The sequence below is a fragment of the Rhizobium subbaraonis genome (assembly GCF_900220975.1).
GTDB lineage: Bacteria > Pseudomonadota > Alphaproteobacteria > Rhizobiales > Rhizobiaceae > Mycoplana > Mycoplana subbaraonis.
Genome location: NZ_OBQD01000030.1, coordinates 1 through 17,114 on the forward strand (window position 1 = coordinate 1; position 17,114 = coordinate 17,114).

Sequence of the window (17,114 nt, forward strand, 5' to 3'; positions counted from 1 at the left end):
CACCAGGCCAAAGCGGCTTAAATCAACCCGCAAACCGAGCCGGAAACTCCATTCTTCCCACGCCCAAAAAGTCTCAAATCATTCGACGACGGACAGTCTTCCCAAACAATCCGAATGGGATGAGGACAAATCCGGCAAGAACGGTCAGCTTGAATTCGATCAGTGTGACGAACAACTGGATCGCCAGAATAAAGAAAGCCAAGAGGACGAGCGCCCAAGCGAACAGCAGGCATGCGATCTGGATGAAATTCTCGAAGAATGCGACCCAGCCCATCAGGTCGGAAATGGATTCCAGCAGCGGGCGGGCCGCGTCGAGGCCGACTTGCGCCACCCGTCCGGGGCGAAGGAGATCCGCCGTCGAAAAGCCGGTGCCCGATCCCTTGAGGCCGAGGCCGGCGAAGCTCTCGAAGATGATCCTCGCCAGATTGTTCCAGTTGTCGATGATGTAGGCGAAAGCCCCGACGAACAGGGTCTTCTTCACTAGACGGGCGATGATGTCGTCGTCGGCGCCCCAACTCCAGAACAGGGCGGCGAGCGTCACGTCGATGACGATCAACGTGGTGGCGATGAAGGCGACCTCGCCGCCGAGAAGACCGAAGCCACTGTCGATATAGGAGGTGAAGACCCCGAGGAAATTGTCGATGACGCCGCTGCCGCCCATGAATCATCGTCCTTCGATCGTCTGTGGAGCAGCCTGCACCGCAATTCTGCCGAGGAAGCGGTCGCGGGTTTCCGACCAGACGCGCAAACATTCGGCATCGCCGGTGGCGGCCTGCCCAAGCTCCTGGCACCGGCGCTGGCCGAGGCGGAGCGGATCTGCCGGCGAGTCGATGGCGGGTGTGGGGCGTGTCCATGGTGCGGGAGCCTCTCTCTTTCTGAGCATCTCGGTCGCCGTCGCGGTGATCGCGACGGCGATGAAGACGACAGCGGCCAGCCGGGCCAGCATCTTGCCATCCATGGCTGCGTCCTCAGTTGAACATCTTGGCGCTGCCGGCCTGATAGCCGGAGCCCGGCGTCAGAAAGCGCTGGCGTTGGACGCGGCCCTGTTCGGCTGCGGCGGCGCGCTCGGCTTCGGTGAGCGCGGTGGACCGGCCATTGGCGGCAAGCAGGGCCGTCAGGTCGGAGAGCTGCTGCGACTGGAGGGCGAGAAGCTGATTGCCTGCCTGTGCGGCCTGAAGCGCGCCGGTCGCACCCTGGCTCTGGCCGACCAGTTGCGACATCTCGGTGCGGTTGGTATCGATATTGCCGACGACGGTAGCCTGCACGCGCATGGCGTCCTGAAGGCCGCCGATGCTGTTGCGCCAGCGCTCCTTGGCATCGGAGACGAGCTGCGCATCGGTGGCCGAGAGCGAGACATTGGCGTATTTCGACTGGAACGCCTGATCGATCTGGCTGACGTCGAAGGCAATGTTCTGCGCCTGGGACAGTAGCTGCTGCGTGCGCTGAACGGACTGCTGGATCTGCTGGAGCGACGAATACGGCAGGCTTGCCAGATTGCGGGCTTGGTTGATCAGCATCTGCGCTTCGTTTTGCAGGCTGGTGATCTGATTGTTGATCTGCTCCAGGGCGCGGGCAGCGGACAGAAGATTCTGAGAATAGTTCGTCGGGTCGTAGACGATCCAGGCGGCGGATGCCGGCGGCGCCAGAACGATCGAGATCGGACCGGAAAGGGTCAGGAGGGATGCGGCGAGCAGCGCCGCGCGGGTACGACAGGTCTTCATGGTTGAGCCTCCTTGTCGGGCTGGGGGATGAGATTGGCGAGGTCGGGAATGAGGTCGGCCGCCCAATCGACGCCGCGCAGGCGCAGCCAGGCGGCGAGAAAGCCGTCCCGGCCGTGTTCAGCGAAGATGCGGGCGATGGCGGACTGATCGGATTTCGAGGAGGCGGCCGTCAGTGCCAGGCCGACTTCGGACAGGCCCAAGTCAAACAGGCGGTTCCCCCTGCGGCTTTGGCAGTAATAGTCCTTTTTCGGCGTGGCCCGCGCGAGGATCTCGATCTGGCGCGCGTTCAAGCCAAATCGCTGATAGATCGCGGTGATCTGCGGTTCGACAGCGCGCTCATTCGGAAGAAGCAGGCGCGTCGGGCAGCTTTCGATGATCGCCGGCGCGATCTCCGAATTGTCGATGTCGGAGAGCGACTGCGTGGCGAAAATAACCGAGGCGTTCTTTTTTCTGAGGGTCTTCAGCCATTCCCGCAACTGCCCGGAAAAGGCTTCGTCATCGAGCGCCAGCCAGCCCTCGTCAATGATGAGCAAAGTGGGTGAGCCATCGAGCCGGTCGCCGATGCGGTGGAACAGGTAGGACAGGACGGCCGGAGCAGCGCCCGTGCCGACCAGTCCCTCGATCTCGAAAGCCTGCACCGACGCACTGCCGAGGTGCTCGGTTTCGGCATCGAGCAGCCGGCCATAGGGACCGCCGACACAATACGGCCTGAGCGCCTGCTTCAGGTCATTCGATTGCAGCAGCACCGTCAGGCCAGTGATGGTCCGTTCCTCGACCGGGGCCGAGGCGAGCGAGGTCAGCGCCGTCCAGATGTGCTCCTTGACATCCGGCGTGATCGCGATGCTCTCGCGTGTCAGGATGGCGACGATCCAGTCGGCCGCCCAGGCGCGTTCCGGCACGTCACGGATGCGGGCGAGCGGCTGGAGCGAGACCGAAAAAGCGTCCCCCTCGGTGAGATCGCCGCCGAGATCATGCCAGTCGCCGCCCATGGCAAGGGCCGCGGCCCGGATCGATCCCCCGAAATCGAATGCGAAAACTTGGGCTTGCTCATAGCGCCGGAACTGGAGCGCCATGCAGGCGAGCAGCACGCTCTTGCCAGAGCCGGTCGGCCCAACGACGAGCGTGTGGCCGACGTCGCCGACATGGATGGAAAGCCGGAACGGGGTGCTTCCCTCGGTCTTGCCGTAAAGCAAGGGGGTGCTACCAAGATGGTCATCCCGTTCCGGTCCCGCCCACACGGCACTGAGGGGGATCATGTGGGCGAGATTGAGTGTCGATATCGGCGGCTGGCGCACATTGGCATAAACATGCCCCGGCAGCGAACCGAGCCAGGCGTCGACGGCATTGATGGTTTCGGGCATCGCCGTGAAGTCGCGGCCCTGGACCACTTTTTCGACAAGACGAAGCTTTTCATCGGCCAGGCGGGGATCGGTGTCCCATACGGAGATGGTTGCCGTGACATAGGCCATGCCGGCATAGTCGGCGCCGAGTTCCTGAAGAGCGATGTCCGCGTCGGCGGCCTTGTTTGCGGCGTCGGTATCCACGAGAACCGACGCCTCGTTGGTCATCACCTCTTTCAGAATGGCCGCGATCGACTTGCGTTTGGCGAACCACTGGCGGCGGATGCGGGTGAGCAGCCGGATGGCGTCGGTCTTGTCGAGCAGGATCGCGCGCGTTGACCAGCGATAGGGAAAGGCGAGCCTGTTCAGCTCGTCGAGAATTCCGGGTGTCGTCGCAGTCGGGAAGCCGACAATGGTGAGGATGCGCAGATGGGTGTCGCCGAGACGCGGCTCCAGTCCACCGGTCAGCGGCTGATCGGCCAGCAGCGCATCGAGATACATCGGCGTCTCGGGCACACGGACGCGATGCCGGTTGGTCGAGATGGTCGAGTGCAGGTAGGTCAGCGTCTCGCTGTCATCGAGCCAGTCGCATTCCGGCATAAAGCCGTCGAGGAGCCCCAGCACGCGGTCGGTGCGATCGATAAAGCCGCGCAGGACCTCGTTCGGATCGACGCCGGAGCGTTCGCGTCCCTCGTAGAGCCAGGTCTCGGCACGCGCGGCATCTTCAGCAGGCGAAAGATAGGAGAAGGTCAGGAAGTAACCTGAAATGAAATGGCTGCCCTGTTCCTCGAAATCGGCCTTGCGCTCGGCGTCCAGCAATGCGGATGCCGGATCGGGAAAGCGGCTGTCGGGATAGGTCGCAGCCTCATGACGCTGCGCCTCGACGAAGATCGCCCAGCCGGAGCCGAGACGCCGGAAGGCATTGTTCAGCCGCGCGGCGACGGCGACAAGTTCGGCTGCGACGGACGATTCCAGATCGGGGCCACGAAACCGGGCGGTCCGTTGCAACGATCCGTCCTTGTTCAGAACGACACCCTCGCCGACGAGCGCAGCCCAGGGCAGGAAATCCGCAAGCCGGCTGGCGGTGCGGCGATATTCGGAAAGGTTCAGCATGGCCGCACTCCTCAAACCGCAAGATGACCGGGGATGCGCAGGTGACGGCGACCAACCTCGACGAACAGCGGGTCGCGTTTCGCCGCCCAGACTGCCGCGAAATGCCCGACGGCCCAGATGGCGAGGCCGACCAGCCAGAGACGCAAGCCGAGACCCACGGCCCCGGCCAAGGTGCCGTTCATGATGGCAATGCTTCTCGGCGCGCCGCCGAGCAGGATGTGCTCGGTCAAGGCGCGATGGACCGGGACAGAGAATCCCGGCACCGCGTCGAAATGTTCGAGGACGGCGGCCATTACACCAAGGCTCCGCCGCCAAACGAGAAGAAGCTGAGGAAGAAGGAGCTGGCGGCAAAGGCGATCGACAGGCCGAAGACGATCTGGATCAAGCGGCGGAAGCCGCCGCTGGTGTCACCGAAGGCCAGCGCCAGGCCGGTAGCGATGATGATGATGACAGCGACGATCTTGGCAACCGGCCCCTCGATGGATTCGAGGATCGACTGAAGCGGCGCTTCCCACGGCATAGAGGAACCGGACGCGTGAGCCGGCACAGCCGCCATCATCATGATCGTGGCGAGCGCCATCGAACCCAAAAGGTGGCGGCGGATGCCGCGCAGGATCGGCGGGGTGGATGTGTTCGCCTGCCGCGGCAGAGCGGACAGAATCGGCGGAACATGGAAAGTCATGACGTTTCTCCTTTCGGGAGCGGTTGGCGGTCGGAGGAAAGATGAGCGGGAGCGACGCCGTAATCGCCGTTAGGTCCGAGACCTTCGACGCGGGCGAGTTCCGAGAGCCGTCGCGCGGAACCGCGTCCGGAGAGAACCGCCACCATGCCGATGGTTTCGGCGATCAGCGCCTTGGGGACAGTGACGACGGCTTCCTGGATGAGCTGTTCGAGGCGGCGAAGCGCGCCGAGGCTGGTGCCGGCGTGAATGGTGCCGATCCCGCCGGGATGGCCGGTGCCCCAGAGTTTCAGGAGGTCGAGGGCTTCGGGACCGCGCACCTCGCCGACGATGATACGGTCGGGACGAAAGCGCATGGCCGAGCGCGCCAGATCCGTGAGATTGGCGATGAAGTCCTTGGTGCGCATCGGCACCTTGTTCTCGGACCGGCTTTGAAGTTCGCGGGTATCCTCGATGATGAGGAGCCGGTCTTGCCCCTTCGCCACTTCCGAGAGAAGCGCGTTGGTCAGCGTCGTCTTGCCGGTGCCCGTACCGCCGGCGACAAGAATATTGGTGTGCGCGGCGACAGCCTCGCGCAGGAATGCCGCCTGATCGGCGGTCATGGTTCCTGCCGCAACATAGTCGTCGAGGGTGAACACCGAGACTGCCGGTTTGCGGATAGCGAAGGCCGGGCCTGTGACGATCGGAGGCAGGAGACCCTCGAAGCGCTCGCCACTCTCAGGCAGTTCGGCCGAGACACGCGGAGCGCCGGCATGGACCTCCGCGCCGACATGATGGGCGACCAGGCGGATGATGCGTTCGCCGTCCGCGGGCGAGATGCGCTCGCCGGTGTCGGACATGCCTTCCGAGAGACGGTCGATCCACAGCCGCCCATCGGGATTGAGCATCACCTCGACGACGCCGGGGTCTTCCAGAAGACGGGCGATGGCAGCACCCAGCGCGGTGCGCAGCATCCGCGCACCGCGGGCAAAGCCTTCCGAATTTCGATGAGAGACTGCCATCCGATCCCCGTTTCCGGCCGGGGAAAATCAGACGATCCCCGGACGGGGATGATTAAAAGAGCCGCAAATCAGGCCGATTCAACAAGGAATTGGCGTCGTAGTAATGTAGCGTGCAAATACAGGAAAACGGCGGGTCGGCGATCTTCTTGATCTCGATACGGCGGTTGCTATTCACCATGCATGCCCGCGCGCGCCGAAGCCTGACCGTTTGGTGAGTCGCCCACGTCCTCGCTGACTTCCTGCCTGAGCTTCGGCCCCTGTGCCAGCCGCCGACCGAGCGCGGTCACGAACGCCTCATAGCGTTCAGCAGCCTTGGCGCGTGCCGCCTGCGCCGCCGGCTCGGGCAGCGCCGGCGTGCTCGTGAGCCAGAAGCGAACGAAGACAGCGAGCGTCTCAACCGAAATGCCGACATCACGTTCCAATCGGGTCATGCGGCGATCGATCTGGTCGAGGCGTTTGGCGAGGATCGCCTCGCGCCGTTCGGCGTCGTCCGGCGACAGGAAGGAAGCGACGGCCGCTTCCACCACCAGGGACATCGGCTGTTCCCGGCGAGCGACATAGTCCGAGAGCATCGTCATGACGTCAGGTTCGAGATAGACGGAGATCTGCGTCTTCTTTTTTCGGCCGGTCATGGCGTTCACAGCTCCATTCCGTCATTGGGATCGAGCGAGACCTGCCGGGCTACGCCTTGCATGAGGCGGGCCATGCGCCGGTTGCGGGTTGCTTCCTCCTCCATCTCGTCGAGCGGATCGATCTCGAATTCGTTTTCGATCGGCTCCTTCTTCTCGACAGGCTTCACCCGGTTCAGCTCGGGTTGCTGCCGGCGCTCGGATTCGGTCGGGTCTTCGTCTTCCGTTCCCGCGCTCGCAAGCGTCTCGGCGGCTTCCGGTCGAGCCGGAATTGGCAGGTTGCTCCAGTCATCCGGCCGCGGCTTTTCGGGGCGGGTCAGTTTGGGCGGCGGCAATATCCGCTCCTGAAACCGCGCATCCTCGTAATAGCGCGCCTTCTTCGCCCGGATTGGCGGCGTTCCGGCGACCATGACGATCTCGTCGGCCGGCGGGAGCTGCATGATTTCGCCGGGGGTGAGCAGCGGTCGCGCGGTTTCCGAACGTGAGACCATCAGGTGTCCGAGCCAGGGCGACAGACGATGCCCGGCATAGTTCTTCATCGCCTTCATTTCGGTAGCGGTGCCGAGCGCGTCGCTCACCCTTTTCGCGGTCCTCTCGTCATTGGTCGCGAACGACACGCGCACATGGCAGTTGTCGAGGATCGAGTTGTTCGGCCCGTATGCCTTCTCGATCTGGTTCAACGACTGAGCGATCAGGAACGACTTCAAGCCATAGCCCGCCATGAAGGCCAGAGCGCTCTCGAAGAAATCCAGCCTGCCCAGGCTCGGAAACTCATCCAGCATCAGCAGCAGGCGATGCCGTCCTGTCTTCGCCTGCAGATCCTCGGTCAGGCGGCGGCCGATCTGATTGAGGATCAGGCGAATGAGCGGCTTGGTGCGGTTGATGTCGCTCGGCGGCACGACGAGGTAGAGGGTCGCCGGACGCTTGCCGCCCACGATGTCGGTGATGCGCCAGTCACAACGGCGCGTCACCTCGGCGACAACCGGATCGCGATAGAGGCCCAGGAACGACATTGCCGTGGACAGCACGCCGGAGCGTTCATTGTCGGATTTGTTCAGCAGCTCGCGCGCGGCGCTGGCGATGACCGGATGCGGACCGGCTTCTCCGAGATGTGCCGTCTTCATCATGGCAGCGAGCGTCGATTCGATCGGCCGCTTCGGGTCGGAGAGGAAGGCCGCAACGCCGGCGAGCGTCTTATCCTTCTCGGCATAGAGGACATGCAGGATCACGCCGACCAGAAGGGCATGGCTGGTCTTCTCCCAGTGGTTTCGCTTCTCGAGCGAACCTTCAGGATCGACCAGAATGTCGGCGATGTTCTGAACGTCGCGGACCTCCCACTCACCGCGCCGCACCTCGAGCAGAGGATTGTAGGCCGCGGATTTCGCATTGGTCGGGTCGAACAGCAGCACGCGGCCATGGCGAGATCGGAAACCGGAGGTGAGCTGCCAGTTCTCGCCCTTGATATCGTGAACGAGCGCGCTGCCCGGCCAGGTCAGGAGTGAGGGCACCACCAAGCCCACCCCTTTACCCGATCTGGTCGGGGCAAAGCATAGAGTGTGCTCGGGACCATCATGCCGCAGATAATCTCGATCGAGCCTACCGAGCACAACGCCATCGGCTCCGAGCAACCCGGCAGCCTTCACCTCCTCCATCTCAGCCCAGCGCGCCGAGCCATAGGTGGCGACGTTTTTCGCCTCGCGCGCACGCCAGACCGACATCCCGATCGCGACGGCGATAGCGATGAAGCCGCCGGACGCCGCGATCATGCCGCCTTCGACAAAGATCGGCGGCGCATAGGCGTCGTAGAAGTACCACCACCAGAAAAAGGCCGGCGGATAGTAGATCGGCCAGCCGGCGATCGCAAACCAGGGATCACCGAGCTGGGGCTGGAAACCGAGGCGCCAGGCCGTCCACTGTGTCGCGCCCCAGGTCGTCATCAGCACGATCAGAAGGACGGTAAGGATCTGACCCCAGAGAATTTTGGTCGCAGACATGCGATGGTCCTTTCTATGACGTTGAGGATTAGAGGCCGAGCCCCCGCTTGCGACCAAAGCTCCAGTCGATGCCGCCGTCGTCGCGGGCGACACCGGAGACGTGTTTGCCGAGCTGCTTTTCGAGGGATGGCGACCAAGGCACGAGCTGGAAGCCGAGGCCCCCATCCCCACTGATGACCTCGATCATGGCAAAGCGGCCGGAGGCGAGCGCGAAGCGCTGACGATAAGTGCCGGCGACATATTCGCCGCTGCCGGCCCGGTTAAACGGCTGGCCCGTCTCGGTGGCGAGTTTCTCGCCAAGCGCGTCCAGTTCGCGGCGGCGCAGCGTGTCGACCAACCTTCGGGCGAACACCACGCTGCGGCCCTGGCGCACGGCCAGTCCCTGTTCGACAAGATGGTCAGCGCGCCGTTCCATGGCCTGCTGCACCTCGGCGCCGAAACCGCCGTCGGAAAGCGACAGCGATTCCCTCGCGACGGCCTGCCGATCGAGCCAGGTGGCGCCCGACGCCGTAACCTGCCGCTCAATGTCGAGATCGGAGCGGACGGCGAGCGCGACGCGGCGTTCACCGCGGGCGTCATCGAATTTGCGTAGCTCGACGATCGAACCGGGAGCGCTGTCGCCCGCCGCATCAAGATCGGGCAACTTGATGTGATGGGTACGAGCGTCGACGCCATCGACGACGGCATAGGCCGAGCCCTTCAGCTCGTCGTCGAGACCGCGATCGACCAGCCGGCCGATGATCGGCTCATCAAGGCTTTCGCCCGCCAGTACATAGTTGGCCGAGCCGCGCTCGATACCGCGCTCCGTCAGCGCCTTGTGCATGCGCTTGATGATGTCGCCGCGCTCGCCGAGTTCGCGCAGCACCGCCTCGGCCTCGGGCTTGATGAACCATTGCGAATGGCCGACCTGTCCGGCCAGCCCAAGGACTTCCAGCCTGCGCAGCCGTCCAACCTTCAGGGCATGGAACTCGTCGGGCTGGCGATCGGATCGCGGCGCAAGATCGATGATACCGGTTTCTCGTGCATCCCGGACAAGCTGCCGGTCGAGCTGGGTCCAGCGCTCCGATTCAATCTGGCGCTCCAGGGTGCGGCGGATATCGAGGTCGGTGCGCGGTCCCAGCTCCTGGGTGATGAGATCGCGCGCGCGGTCGCGCATGCCTTCCTTGATATAGTCACGCGAGATGACGAGATCCTGGCCGTCGTCGCGGACACCGCGCACGATCAGGTGGACGTGCGGATGCTCGGTGTTCCAGTGATCGACGGCCACCCAGTCGAGCCGGGTGCCAAGATCCTTCTCCATCTGCCCGACGAGATTGCGGGTGAAGGATTTGAGATCGGTCATCTCCACGGCGTCGTCGGGCGAGACGATGAACCGGAAATGATGCCGGTCATCCTGGCACCGCTCGGCAAATGCGCCTGCATCGGCATTCTCGGTGCCCGGCCCGAACAGGCGAGCCTTCTCCCCGTCGCGGGTCACGCCTTCGCGGCGGAGATAATTGAGATGGGTTCCGAGCGGTGCTGAGCGCACCGAATGGCGCACGACGCGCGCCTTGACGACGGCGCCGCGCGAGCGCGACGAAATCAGCCGATTGGCCTGGATGCTGGCGCGCTGGCCGTGGCCGAAGCGCGAGCGGTTGCCGGAAACGACACGGCCGGAACGCGACACGCCGCCGCCGGCCTTCTTCGCCGCGGCGAGCGCCTGAGCGATGAAAGGCCGCGCCGATTGCGCGCGGGTCGAGCGGATGCGCCCCGGCCGGATGCGAAACTCGCGTTCATCGGCCATGGCGCAGCCCCGCAATGTGCAAAAAATCTATGAGAAACAGAGTTTTGGTGCCTTGGCGAACATTGTGCGCAAGCCCGGCAATGTGCGCAGCAGGCCGGAAAACCCAGCAAAAACAACCACCCGACCGACGCGCAAGGTGCGCCCTTTTATCCTGCCATCCTTCGGTTGCGGTTCCTGCCACCACCCCCCGCACCCTCCAGGATGCGCCAGAGCCCGACAGCATACGAAAGGGCCGGTCGAGGGTCATCTCGGACCGTCCCCCTCGCGACGAGCGAGGAAAATGGGGACCGTCTGTGATCCGGCGGTGCTATCGTCCTGCGCCGGAACGGAGGGATGAAGGTTGCCCGGCGAACGATCGGCGGCGCGATCATCGGAAGGCTGGCGGTCGCCTGCCCGCGCCACGAAGAGCGGTGCCTCCCGCCAATCGGCCGGTGGCTGGAGCGCGGTGCGCGGTCTGTCCGACGGTGCGACGGCATCAAGCGCGGGCGCGAGCAAGGCGACGTAAGCGCGTGTTTCCGCCGGCAGAGCGCGGCCGGTTGCAAGATGCTCGTCGTAGCGTGCTGGTCCGGCGTTGTAGGCCGCAAGCATGGCCGGAACCGTGCCGTAGCGATCGAGCATCTCGCGCAGATAGGCGGTGCCGGCGATGATGTTGTCGCGGGGATCGAACGGATCGCGGCCGAGCCGGTAACGGGCGCGCAGCTCGGCCCAGGTATCGGGCATGATCTGCATGAGGCCGAGCGCACCGGCGGGCGACACGGCGCGCACGTCATCGTGGCTTTCGGCGCGCTTCACCGCGACGATCCATGCCTGCGGGATAGCGAAGCGCTGCGACGCCTCGGCGATGTGCGCGGCATGCGGATCGGCGATCGCGACGCGGGTCGCCGGCAGCGATTGTGCAAGAGCCGGACACGCGGCGGGTGCAGCGAAGGTCAGGCCGGAAAGAAGAAGGGGGAGTATCCGGCGTCGGACGACCGCAAGACGTCCGACGCGGGCACGATGCTCGATTGCCACCATTCAGTCCTCCTTCCGCTTCTTCGACGGCGGGTTGGTGTGCAGGCCCCAGGCGGAACCGTCGTCACCGGCACGGAAGAGGTTTGCGCGAAGCGTGCCGCCGAACAGCGGGCTGTAGATCTCGACGGAGACGAATTCGCCGGCGCGATCGCCGACATGCGACCAGCCGGCGCCGATATCGAGGCCTTCCTCGTCGCCGAGCAGAACGCGGTAGGCCGGGGCATTCTCAGAATCCAAAGGTTCGGCATGAATAAGGGTGATTTCCTCGTCGATGCCGAGCGCTCTGAAGCGCCCTTCGAAGCCCGATTGCGTGCGGGTGAAATGTCCAATCTGGGCCATGCTCATGGTCTCCTTTGTTGTGCGGCAAGGTTGCGAAGCTCGCGCCGTCACCGCGCCGGCGCGCGCCAGACGAAGCGGCCTTCGCCGTCCTCGTCGGTGAAGAGAGGGATTGCCCGGCCGATCACGGCGGAGGCCGGAAGCGGCCCGAAATAGCGGCCGTCGAGACTGTCGCGGACTTCCCAGTTCATCAGGAAAAGCTCGTCCTCCGCGACGACGCGGCAGCCGTGCCAGACGGGTAGCGGACGGCCAAGGCGATCGCGGTCAAGCGCTTCGCCCATCTCGATACCGTCGACCGTGATCAGGTCACGGCTGCGGCACACGCGCTGTCCCGGCAATCCGAGGACGCGCTTCAGCAACGGCACGCCGCGGCCGACATAACCGCGCTCGACCATGAAGTCGGCGAGCGGTTCGGGCGGCATGACGACGACAAGCTCGGGCACCTCCAGCTGGTCGGCCGGCGCGATGGTGTAGAAGCCGATCGGCGCGCTGGCGGTGGCATTCCAGATCAGCTTGGTGGATGTCGGGATGAACGCAGCGACGGCGACGCCCATCGCCGCGAAATACGTCACCATGACGTAGCCGAAGCGGGTCATCTTTCGATCTCTCGCCGTTTGAGCCATGCCTGATGGCGTTCCGGCGTGTAGGATCGCGGTGCCTCGCCGACCTGCATCTGCTGGGCGACATGACGCCAGTGATCGGGGGCGACGTCGCAGGCGTCGATGCCGGCGCGTTCGATGGCATCGACATGCCGCAGCACGTCCTCGACCTTGGGCCAGCCTTCGATCTTGAGCAGGATTTCGCCGCCGGGACGCACGAAGGGTAGCGTCTGGTAGGGTTCGCCGGGCTCGATGGCGCGCACGATGTCGATGCGGGAAATGACGGTGCCGAAGTCGTTGGCCGCCCAGCGGGCGAAGGCGAAGGTGCTGTTCGGGCGGAAAGAGATGACGCGCCGACGGCGATCGAGGATCAGTTCGCCGGCTTCCCGGCCGAACCTGATCCAGTATTCGACCTTCTTCTCGATCCATGTCAGCTCGACATGGGTCATGTCGTTGCTGGAGCCTGCGGACGGCAATGGGCCGCCGCGCAAGCGGGGAGCCGCATTGCCGGTCATGAGGAGGTTCCTTCAGTTGGGGGGAATTCGCGCGCGAACAGGTCGCGCAGCATGTCGGCGACGGTGATGCCGCGCCGGAAGGCAGTGATCTTGATCCTGCCGCGCAGGTCGGGCGTCACGTCGATGGTTAGCCGCGCAGTGAAACCGGCGGCGTCACCGTTGCGCGAGGGAGCATCCGCGGCCTTGACCCACTGTTCGGGATCGGCAGGCCGGGAAGCGAAGCCTTTGCGGAGCGGGCGCTCGCTCATGATGCGGCACTCCCGTCGAACGGCAGCTCCGATGCGATCCGGGCGCGGGCCTTCTCCGCCATGTCGTCGTCGATCTCGCAGCCGAGATAGCGCCGGCCGGCAAGCCGGCAGGCTTCCCCGGCCGCGCCCGATCCGGCGAACCAGTCGCTGACAAGCCCGCCCTCCGGGCAGCTCGTGCGGATCAGGATTTCCAGCAGCGCCGACGGCTTCTCGGTCGGATGGATGGCGCGGCCATGGCAATTGCGCAGGTAGATGACCGAGCGCATGAGGCGCGGCCCGCCGTCCTGGTTGACATAGTGGCCGGCATCGATATGGCCGGTGTGCGGCGGGCGCTGCTTGCGCCGCACGGTGCGCGCCATCGCATCGGGCGTGGTTTGGACGTCGTTGTAGATGTCACGCCACGCCGTCTCGGCTGGGTAGAACTGAACGGCTAGCTCATGCACGCGCTTGAAGCGGTCGGCATGGAACGACGATCCGTTCTGCTTCTCCCAGACCACCTCCTGCGCGAGCTGCAGACCGGCATTGGCGAACTGGTCGGCGGTCGCCATGAAGTGGCGCAGCGAGCCGAACGCCCAGAGCGAACCGGCGGGCGTGAGCGCCGCGCGAGCAAACGCGATCCAGCCGGCGACGCGGCGATCCCAGGCGAGCGAGGTGTCGCCGTAAGGCGGATCGGCGAGGATCATGTCGAACGGGCCGCGCGCCGGCATGAGGTCGCGGCAGTCGACGGTGAGGATCGTCATGACGCGATCCTCCCGACGCACAGCCGGCCGATTTCGTCGGCCAGCGTCGCGATCTCGCGCGCGGCGGGCGTGTCGTCGTCGAGCTCGGACGCGAGGCGGCCGGACTGCGCCGCAACCGCAAAGGCGATGCGCTGGCCGATGGTGTTGATAAGCACCGGCGGATCGTGATCGGCTAGCGTCTCGGCCGTCTCACGCGCCAGCACGGTGCGGGCGCCGCAGCGGTTGAGCACGAAGCGCGCGGCCAGCTCCGGCCGGTAGATGCGCGCCTCGGAGAGCAGCGCCAGCATCTCGGCAGAGGCCCAACCGTCGAGCGGTGATGGCTGCACCGGGATCAGCACGAGGTCGGCAGCGAGGAGCGCCGAGCGCATGAGCCCGGCGACACGCGGCGGTCCGTCGATCACGACATGATCGACGTCGCGGGCGAGTTCGGGCGCCTCGCGATGCAGCGTGTCACGCGCCAGGCCGACGACGCCGAACAGGCGGGGAAGGCCCTCACGACTGCGTTGCTGTGACCAGTCGAGCGCCGAGCCCTGCGGATCGGCATCGATCAGGGTGACGCGCTTGCCGCGCGCTGCCCATTCTCCGGCGAGGTTCAGCGCCAGCGTGGTCTTGCCGACGCCGCCCTTCTGATTGAGGAACGCGACGATCATCGGCTTCCTCCCGGCGGATCGAGAGGAAGTCCAGGTGTTTCGGGATCGACGGATGCAGCCGTGTCAGCGTGATCGGGAGCCGCTGGGCGCGCGGATGGCGTGACCGGAATGCTCGTCTTCGCGGCTGTGCTGAGGCTTCTGGCGGCGTCGCGGATGAGGTTTTCCACATCGCGCGCGCGCTCTTTAAGGTTAGTTTCTTGGTTAGACTCTAAGTTAAGGGCGCGATTTCGTGTTTGATTTCTGTGCGTTACACCCTGTTTGGGTTCCTGATAGCACGAGCCTCCGGTTCCCGATAGCACGATAGTCCGGGTTCCCGATAGCACGAGGCCGTCCACAGGTTTTCCACAGGGCGCGGCTGGCTCGAAAGCGAGTAGCATCCGCCCACCGATCTCTGCTTCGAGGAAGAGCGTGTAGCCGGGCAGAGGTTGGCGCCGGATGATGTCGCGCAGCTCGAAGGCAAAGCGCTTGAACGGCGACAGGCTGCCGGATTTCTGGTGAAGATGGCGGAAGTCGAAACGCCAACCGTCGCGCTGGCGGCCGCCGTGCTTGCGCACGATGCGGTAGAGCCAACGGTCGAGGCCGCCGGTCAGATCGAAATAGGCCCGGTCGATGGTGAGCACCAGCGCGTCATCAAGGACGGCCTGGTAGAACCAGTCCGGCACGATCATCTCGATGCCCTCGGGGCGGCCGTTGCGGTCGGTGCGCTCCTGCCACTCGTTGATCCACGAGAAGCGATGGCGGCGGCCCTCGGCCGTCTGGCGGATCGAGGTGGAGACCGTGGTCGACTGCAGCCGGTCGAGCGCGGCCTTGAGGCGCTGATAGTCGCGCGCGCTGGTGCCGCGCCCGACATAGGAGAGGATTTCGTAAGGGGTGGCGGCCATCAGCCTGGAGGTGCGAAGTCCGGTGTCGCGGGCTTCGACGATCTGGCTTGCCGCCCAGATCAGGATGTCAGCGTCCCAGATGGTCGCCATGCCGTGATCGGGGACGGCCTCGACCCGGATCGTCACATTGCCGGCGACGAAATCAATCGGCGCGACGCGATGGGTCTTGGAGAGGGAGAAGAAGGGATAGGCCATGAGATCCTGCGCGTCTCTTGGCGCGAAGTCGCCGGGGAGCGCCCGGAACAGATCGAGCTGCCCGCGCTCCGAGAGGGACCTATGCCGCGCCGCCATTCGAAAAACCGGCCGCGATCAGCGTGCATAGCGGCCGGGCTGCGGAACGGCGGGGAGCGTCTGGCGCTTCGCCGGCAGCACCTGGCCGCGCGGATCGGAGGTCGAGGTGACGGCGCCGCGCTCGGCCCAGGCTTCGAGATCGTCCACGGCATAGACGACGCGACCGCCAAGTTTGCGATAGGCCGGTCCTGTGCCGTAGGTCCGATGCTTCTCAAGGGTGCGGGCGGACAGGCTGAGGAATTCGGCGGCTTCCTTGGTGCGCAGGTAGCGCGGCGGCAAAACGGCGAGATCGGGTCGCATGGGGCGAGCCTCCGTGGGGTTACGGGCGGCCGCTGCGGATCAGCGGCGGACGGCGACCACGGTGGCGGAGGGAAACCTTTTGGGGGGATGGGAAACAAAGGGGGACGAAAATCCCCACCCCCCGACTCGCCAGAAACAGTTAGGATCGATGACGGTGACGCAGCAATTGGAGATAGCCGCCGCTGGTCATGGCGAAACTACCTTCGACGAGCCCTATGACGGCATCGCGCAGAGAGGATGTTTTCCATGGTTCGGCGGCGATACGCGCATCACCATAGATGGCGATTGCGATTTCGCGGTAAGTCGCACCGTCCAGGCGAGCGTCGTATGCGCGCAGCATCTGGCGGATACGCCGCCGGCGTTGCGACGTCAGCCGTATGTCTGTGGGGACACGACGGCGAAACAGCATCGCGCAAAACCGGCTCAGCGCATGAAGCCGATCCAACGCGGCGGCATCGAGGATCAGAACAGCGACGAGGATACCGTCGGATGGGGCATCGATACGGGTGATTTCAAGGCGTTCACCGGCAACGTCGATTCGCAGATGGAGAGCATCGATGCGGTCAAAGGGGTGCGCGCGGATGAAATCCTCAGCAGCGGCGGAATCGCCTGGAGCGAGGGACATCCTGTGGAGCAGAATTGCCCCAGGGTCGGCATTCGGGGTCCAGAAGATAGGATGATCGAGTGCTGTGTGCTGGGGATCGGCGGCGAAAGCACAACCCCCATTGTTCGGCGACGGCGCGAGCCTGATCGCTATCAAGCTGCCCGCGCGCAGCGAGGCTCTCGTAGGCTTTCCGGTAATCCTCGTTTCGCCGAAGGAATTCCCAAGCAAGCTCGGACGTTGTCAATCGATCGATAAAGTCATAGTCGGCGTCGGTCCGCCAGTCATGTTGTTCAGGCATCCCCTGACCTCCACATACGCTTTACGACTGTGGGCAATGCAAGGGTTACGATCTCAAGTTGCTTTTGTTTTGGGAACAACGAAGGTAGCGTAACGTGATGCGGGTTCTGCACCACCTGGATCGAAGGTCAGTGAAGGGCGGCGCGTATCAGGCCGGAATAGCCCTGCTCGACCATCCACTTCGCCCGAGCCAGATGCGAGGCGTAGATTTGATGAGCGCGTTCTGCGTCTTTCCTGGGATCGAGGCGCAAGACCAACTCGGCAACCTCCTGCCAATCCGCGCCATCGGCATCCGCATCGAGAAGACGCAGATACAGCTTTAGATGCGCCCGGTCGTAGGCGGTGAGCTCCGCGTCAGCCGGCGGATGGTCCATGAGCAAGT

Annotated in this window: 21 protein-coding genes and 1 pseudogene; all 22 read right to left on the minus strand. The window is 64.7% G+C overall.

Going from position 1 to position 17,114, the window contains the following annotated elements; translation table 11 throughout:
* Positions 1–94: 94 nt before the first annotated feature.
* Positions 95–661: pseudogene (trbL, locus tag CRO48_RS27970) on the minus strand (P-type conjugative transfer protein TrbL); the annotation flags it as partial.
* Between the two features lie 3 nt (positions 662–664).
* Positions 665–958 carry a putative entry exclusion protein TrbK-alt gene (trbK-alt, locus tag CRO48_RS27975; protein ID WP_097142981.1) on the minus strand — a complete coding sequence of 98 codons (294 nt, stop codon included), beginning with the start codon at positions 956–958 and terminating at the stop codon, positions 665–667.
* Between the two features lie 10 nt (positions 959–968).
* Entirely contained in the window at positions 969–1,721 is a 753-nt protein-coding gene (gene trbJ, locus CRO48_RS27980; protein WP_097142982.1) for a P-type conjugative transfer protein TrbJ, read from the minus strand.
* Entirely contained in the window at positions 1,718–4,174 is a 2,457-nt protein-coding gene (gene trbE / locus CRO48_RS27985) for a conjugal transfer protein TrbE (protein WP_097142983.1), read from the minus strand. The genes trbJ and trbE overlap by 4 nt, the downstream gene beginning before the upstream one ends.
* 11 nt (positions 4,175–4,185) lie before the next feature.
* Complete coding sequence (locus CRO48_RS27990; RefSeq protein WP_097142984.1) at positions 4,186–4,467, minus strand: VirB3 family type IV secretion system protein; 282 nt, start codon at positions 4,465–4,467, stop codon at positions 4,186–4,188.
* On the minus strand, positions 4,467–4,754 hold the full coding sequence (locus CRO48_RS27995; RefSeq protein WP_235906879.1) for a TrbC/VirB2 family protein: 288 nt from the start codon (positions 4,752–4,754) through the stop codon (positions 4,467–4,469). Before CRO48_RS27995 ends, CRO48_RS27990 begins: the two co-directional genes overlap by 1 nt.
* A gap of 98 nt (positions 4,755–4,852) precedes the next feature.
* On the minus strand, positions 4,853–5,854 hold the full coding sequence (trbB, locus tag CRO48_RS28000; RefSeq protein WP_097142985.1) for a P-type conjugative transfer ATPase TrbB: 1,002 nt from the start codon (positions 5,852–5,854) through the stop codon (positions 4,853–4,855).
* A gap of 167 nt (positions 5,855–6,021) precedes the next feature.
* Positions 6,022–6,486 (minus strand): CopG family transcriptional regulator, encoded by a 465-nt coding sequence (locus CRO48_RS28005; RefSeq protein WP_097143019.1) that lies wholly within the window; start codon positions 6,484–6,486, stop codon positions 6,022–6,024.
* A 5-nt stretch (positions 6,487–6,491) separates the two neighbouring features.
* The gene (locus CRO48_RS28010; RefSeq protein ID WP_097142986.1) at positions 6,492–8,477 is read right to left on the minus strand and encodes a conjugal transfer protein TraG; all 1,986 of its coding nucleotides are present in this window, start codon (positions 8,475–8,477) and stop codon (positions 6,492–6,494) included.
* A gap of 28 nt (positions 8,478–8,505) precedes the next feature.
* Positions 8,506–10,260 (minus strand): relaxase/mobilization nuclease domain-containing protein, encoded by a 1,755-nt coding sequence (locus CRO48_RS28015; protein ID WP_097142987.1) that lies wholly within the window; start codon positions 10,258–10,260, stop codon positions 8,506–8,508.
* Positions 10,261–10,503: 243 nt separating this feature from the next.
* Positions 10,504–11,274, minus strand: a complete 771-nt coding sequence (locus CRO48_RS28020) for a lytic transglycosylase domain-containing protein (protein WP_097142988.1) — start codon at positions 11,272–11,274, stop codon at positions 10,504–10,506.
* Entirely contained in the window at positions 11,275–11,610 is a 336-nt protein-coding gene (locus tag CRO48_RS28025) for a DUF736 domain-containing protein (protein ID WP_097142989.1), read from the minus strand.
* A 47-nt stretch (positions 11,611–11,657) separates the two neighbouring features.
* The gene (locus tag CRO48_RS28030; protein ID WP_097142990.1) at positions 11,658–12,203 is read right to left on the minus strand and encodes a S26 family signal peptidase; all 546 of its coding nucleotides are present in this window, start codon (positions 12,201–12,203) and stop codon (positions 11,658–11,660) included.
* The gene (locus tag CRO48_RS28035; RefSeq protein WP_097142991.1) at positions 12,200–12,721 is read right to left on the minus strand and encodes a DUF2840 domain-containing protein; all 522 of its coding nucleotides are present in this window, start codon (positions 12,719–12,721) and stop codon (positions 12,200–12,202) included. Before CRO48_RS28035 ends, CRO48_RS28030 begins: the two co-directional genes overlap by 4 nt.
* Positions 12,718–12,969 carry a hypothetical protein gene (locus CRO48_RS28040; protein ID WP_097142992.1) on the minus strand — a complete coding sequence of 84 codons (252 nt, stop codon included), beginning with the start codon at positions 12,967–12,969 and terminating at the stop codon, positions 12,718–12,720. Before CRO48_RS28040 ends, CRO48_RS28035 begins: the two co-directional genes overlap by 4 nt.
* Entirely contained in the window at positions 12,966–13,709 is a 744-nt protein-coding gene (locus CRO48_RS28045; protein WP_097142993.1) for a DNA-methyltransferase, read from the minus strand. The genes CRO48_RS28040 and CRO48_RS28045 overlap by 4 nt, the downstream gene beginning before the upstream one ends.
* Positions 13,706–14,359 carry a ParA family partition ATPase gene (parA, locus tag CRO48_RS28050; protein WP_097142994.1) on the minus strand — a complete coding sequence of 218 codons (654 nt, stop codon included), beginning with the start codon at positions 14,357–14,359 and terminating at the stop codon, positions 13,706–13,708. Before parA ends, CRO48_RS28045 begins: the two co-directional genes overlap by 4 nt.
* Complete coding sequence (locus CRO48_RS28055) at positions 14,356–15,531, minus strand: replication initiator protein A (protein WP_097142995.1); 1,176 nt, start codon at positions 15,529–15,531, stop codon at positions 14,356–14,358. Before CRO48_RS28055 ends, parA begins: the two co-directional genes overlap by 4 nt.
* A gap of 18 nt (positions 15,532–15,549) precedes the next feature.
* A complete protein-coding gene (locus CRO48_RS28060) occupies positions 15,550–15,831 on the minus strand; it encodes a helix-turn-helix transcriptional regulator (RefSeq protein ID WP_097142996.1) in 282 nt (93 codons plus the stop codon).
* A gap of 139 nt (positions 15,832–15,970) precedes the next feature.
* Positions 15,971–16,456, minus strand: coding sequence for a DUF2285 domain-containing protein (locus CRO48_RS33420; RefSeq protein ID WP_097142997.1), 486 nt, complete (start codon positions 16,454–16,456; stop codon positions 15,971–15,973).
* Positions 16,422–16,733: a transcriptional regulator domain-containing protein gene (locus CRO48_RS33590; RefSeq protein ID WP_353505582.1), complete on the minus strand. Its 312-nt coding sequence runs from the start codon at positions 16,731–16,733 to the stop codon at positions 16,422–16,424. The genes CRO48_RS33420 and CRO48_RS33590 overlap by 35 nt, the downstream gene beginning before the upstream one ends.
* A gap of 127 nt (positions 16,734–16,860) precedes the next feature.
* Positions 16,861–17,106 (minus strand): DNA -binding domain-containing protein, encoded by a 246-nt coding sequence (locus CRO48_RS28070; protein WP_097142998.1) that lies wholly within the window; start codon positions 17,104–17,106, stop codon positions 16,861–16,863.
* Positions 17,107–17,114 lie beyond the last annotated feature (8 nt).

Excerpts from the sequence above, each read along its gene's own strand:
- trbK-alt (WP_097142981.1), bottom strand. The coding sequence starts at position 958 with ATGGATGGCAAGATGCTGGCCCGGCTGGCCGCTGTCGTCTTCATCGCC.
- trbJ (WP_097142982.1), bottom strand. The coding sequence starts at position 1,721 with ATGAAGACCTGTCGTACCCGCGCGGCGCTGCTCGCCGCATCCCTCCTG.
- trbE (WP_097142983.1), bottom strand. The coding sequence starts at position 4,174 with ATGCTGAACCTTTCCGAATATCGCCGCACCGCCAGCCGGCTTGCGGAT.
- CRO48_RS27990 (WP_097142984.1), bottom strand. The coding sequence starts at position 4,467 with ATGGCCGCCGTCCTCGAACATTTCGACGCGGTGCCGGGATTCTCTGTC.
- CRO48_RS27995 (WP_235906879.1), bottom strand. The coding sequence starts at position 4,754 with ATGGCGCTCGCCACGATCATGATGATGGCGGCTGTGCCGGCTCACGCG.
- trbB (WP_097142985.1), bottom strand. The coding sequence starts at position 5,854 with ATGGCAGTCTCTCATCGAAATTCGGAAGGCTTTGCCCGCGGTGCGCGG.
- CRO48_RS28005 (WP_097143019.1), bottom strand. The coding sequence starts at position 6,486 with ATGACCGGCCGAAAAAAGAAGACGCAGATCTCCGTCTATCTCGAACCT.
- CRO48_RS28010 (WP_097142986.1), bottom strand. The coding sequence starts at position 8,477 with ATGTCTGCGACCAAAATTCTCTGGGGTCAGATCCTTACCGTCCTTCTG.
- CRO48_RS28015 (WP_097142987.1), bottom strand. The coding sequence starts at position 10,260 with ATGGCCGATGAACGCGAGTTTCGCATCCGGCCGGGGCGCATCCGCTCG.
- CRO48_RS28020 (WP_097142988.1), bottom strand. The coding sequence starts at position 11,274 with ATGGTGGCAATCGAGCATCGTGCCCGCGTCGGACGTCTTGCGGTCGTC.
- CRO48_RS28025 (WP_097142989.1), bottom strand. The coding sequence starts at position 11,610 with ATGGCCCAGATTGGACATTTCACCCGCACGCAATCGGGCTTCGAAGGG.
- CRO48_RS28030 (WP_097142990.1), bottom strand. The coding sequence starts at position 12,203 with ATGACCCGCTTCGGCTACGTCATGGTGACGTATTTCGCGGCGATGGGC.
- CRO48_RS28035 (WP_097142991.1), bottom strand. The coding sequence starts at position 12,721 with ATGACCGGCAATGCGGCTCCCCGCTTGCGCGGCGGCCCATTGCCGTCC.
- CRO48_RS28040 (WP_097142992.1), bottom strand. The coding sequence starts at position 12,969 with ATGAGCGAGCGCCCGCTCCGCAAAGGCTTCGCTTCCCGGCCTGCCGAT.
- CRO48_RS28045 (WP_097142993.1), bottom strand. The coding sequence starts at position 13,709 with ATGACGATCCTCACCGTCGACTGCCGCGACCTCATGCCGGCGCGCGGC.
- parA (WP_097142994.1), bottom strand. The coding sequence starts at position 14,359 with ATGATCGTCGCGTTCCTCAATCAGAAGGGCGGCGTCGGCAAGACCACG.
- CRO48_RS28055 (WP_097142995.1), bottom strand. The coding sequence starts at position 15,531 with ATGGCGGCGCGGCATAGGTCCCTCTCGGAGCGCGGGCAGCTCGATCTG.
- CRO48_RS28060 (WP_097142996.1), bottom strand. The coding sequence starts at position 15,831 with ATGCGACCCGATCTCGCCGTTTTGCCGCCGCGCTACCTGCGCACCAAG.
- CRO48_RS33420 (WP_097142997.1), bottom strand. The coding sequence starts at position 16,456 with ATGTCCCTCGCTCCAGGCGATTCCGCCGCTGCTGAGGATTTCATCCGC.
- CRO48_RS33590 (WP_353505582.1), bottom strand. The coding sequence starts at position 16,733 with ATGCCTGAACAACATGACTGGCGGACCGACGCCGACTATGACTTTATC.
- CRO48_RS28070 (WP_097142998.1), bottom strand. The coding sequence starts at position 17,106 with ATGGACCATCCGCCGGCTGACGCGGAGCTCACCGCCTACGACCGGGCG.